Here is a 2507-nt window from a genome sequence, read left to right on the forward strand (position 1 = left end):
TGAGAGCGGCGGTGCAAAAGTCGGCCACGGTAGCGGCGGCATAATGCTGCTGCGGGCGGAGTAAAATCCGGCCACCTATTTCCTTTCTGCAACGAGTGCAGGGGGGACAGGGGATCTACACCGTGGAACTTTATCTGAGGGTTCGGCTGGCTGTTTCAGAAGGAATGACGAAGCGCCAGGCAGCTAAGCATTTCAACATATCGCGCGACAGCGTGGCCAAGATGGTGGCCTATTCGACGCCGCCCGGCTATCAGCGGCGATCACCGATCCGGCGTCCGAAGCTGGATGCATTCGTTTCGACGATCGACCATTGGCTCGATGAAGACCTGAAGGTGCCGCGCAAGCAGCGTCATACGGCCAAGCGGGTATTCGACCGCCTGCGCGACGAGTGCGGGTTCACGGGCGGCTACACGATCATCAAGGATTATATGCGCGAGCGTGATCAGCGCCGCCAGGAGGTGTTCGTGCCGCTGTCGCATCCGCCCGGCCATGCGCAGGCGGACTTCGGTGAGGCGACGGTCGTGATTGGCGGCGTGGAGCAGAAGGCGCGCTTCTTTGTGCTCGATCTGCCGCATAGCGACGGGTGCTATGTGCGGGCCTATCCGGCGGCGGTGGCCGAAGCCTGGGTCGATGGCCACATCCATGCGTTCGCGTTCTTCGGGGCCGTACCGCGGTCGATCGTCTATGACAACGACCGCTGCCTTGTGGCGAAGATCCTGCCGGACGGCACACGCAAGCGGGCAGCGCTGTTCAGCGGCTTTCTGTCCCACTATCTGATCCGGGATCGCTACGGTCGTCCGGGGAAAGGCAACGACAAGGGGAATGTCGAAGGCCTCGTGGGTTACGCCCGGCGCAATTTCATGGTGCCAATCCCGCAATTTCCGACATGGGATGCGTTCAACGCCTTTCTGGAAGAGCAATGCCGCAAACGTCAGCGCGACAGGCTACGCGGTGAGAGCGAGACGATCGGCGAGCGCTTGCAGCGCGATCTTGCGGCCATGCGTCCCTTGCCAGCGTCGTCGTTTGATGCCTGCGATCAGGCCAGCGCTGTTGTGACTGCCCAGTCGCTGGTGCGCTACAAGACGAACGACTATTCCGTGCCGGTCGCCTACGGCCATCAGGACGTCTGGGTTCGGGGCTATGTCAATGAGGTGGTAATCGGCTGCCGCGGCGAGATTATCGCGCGTCATCCGCGATGCTGGGAACGCGAAGACGTCGTCTTCGATCCCATCCATTACCTGCCGCTGATCGAGCAGAAGATCAATGCGCTGGATCAGGCAGCGCCACTCCAGGGCTGGGACCTGCCGGAGGAGTTCGCGACGCTGCGCCGGCTGATGGAAGGCCGCATGGCCAAGCATGGGCGGCGGGAATATGTGCAGGTTCTCCGTCTCCTGGAAAACTTCGACCTTCCCGATCTACATGCAGCGGTGAAGCAGGCGATACAGCTCGGTGCGATCGGCTTCGATGCGGTCAAGCATCTGATCCTGTGCCGGGTCGAGCGCCGGCCGCCGCGATTGGACCTGGCGATCTATCCCTACCTGCCAAGGGCGACGGTCGAGAAGACCTCTGCGAAGGCGTACATGCGCCTCCTGTCGTCGGATGCGGGAGAAGCGGCATGAGCACCGAAGCACCAGAGATCCTGCTCGCCCATTATCTCAAGACCCTGAAGCTGCCGACCTTCCAGCGGGAGTACCAGAAGCTGGCCCGGCTATGTGCCACTGAAGGTGTCGATCATGTCGGATATCTCTTCCGGCTTGCCGAGCGGGAGATGATCGAACGCGATCGCCGCAAGGTCGAACGCCGGATCAAGGCGGCCAAATTCCCGGTCGTCAAAAGCTTGGATAGCTTCGACTTTACCGCCATACCTAAGCTGAACAAGATGCAGGTGCTGGAACTGGCCCGATGCGAATGGATCGAGCGCCGCGAGAACGTCATCGCCCTGGGCCCCAGCGGCACGGGTAAGACGCATGTGGCTCTCGGCCTCGGCCTGGCCGCATGCCAGAAAGGCTTGTCCGTCGGCTTCACGACGGCCGCCGCCCTGGTCAGTGAGATGATGGAGGCGCGTGATGAGCGGCGTCTGCTTCGGTTCCAGAAGCAGATGGCAGCCTACAAGCTGCTCATCATCGACGAGCTGGGCTTTGTGCCGCTGTCGAAGACCGGTGCGGAGTTGCTGTTCGAGCTGATCTCGCAACGCTACGAGCGCGGCGCTACTCTGATCACCAGCAATCTGCCTTTCGATGAATGGACGGAAACCCTGGGGTCCGAGCGTCTAACTGGTGCCCTGCTCGATCGCATCACCCACCATGTCAACATCCTCGAGATGAACGGCGACAGCTATCGTCTCGCCCAAAGCCGCGCCCGAAAGGCAGGCTGAAAACCTCCCGAAAAATCGCTACGCCGGCCCGAGACCCCCGCTCGGGCTTAAGCCCTCCCGGCGGTCTCAGGCCGGCGCCGCAGTGGCCGACTTTTGCTCCGCCCCGTGGCCGGTTTTTACTCCGCCGTTGACA

At 62.0% G+C, this 2507-nt stretch carries 2 protein-coding genes; both read left to right on the forward strand.

Annotated elements, in window-relative coordinates; translation table 11 throughout:
- The first annotated feature begins 122 nt into the window (after positions 1–122).
- A complete protein-coding gene (istA, locus tag EV665_RS32015) occupies positions 123–1619 on the forward strand; it encodes an IS21 family transposase (RefSeq protein ID WP_133037268.1) in 1497 nt (498 codons plus the stop codon).
- Positions 1616–2374 carry an IS21-like element helper ATPase IstB gene (istB, locus tag EV665_RS32020; RefSeq protein ID WP_133037269.1) on the forward strand — a complete coding sequence of 253 codons (759 nt, stop codon included), beginning with the start codon at positions 1616–1618 and terminating at the stop codon, positions 2372–2374. Before istA ends, istB begins: the two co-directional genes overlap by 4 nt.
- Positions 2375–2507 lie beyond the last annotated feature (133 nt).

The sequence above is a fragment of the Shinella granuli genome (assembly GCF_004341885.1).
GTDB lineage: Bacteria > Pseudomonadota > Alphaproteobacteria > Rhizobiales > Rhizobiaceae > Shinella > Shinella granuli.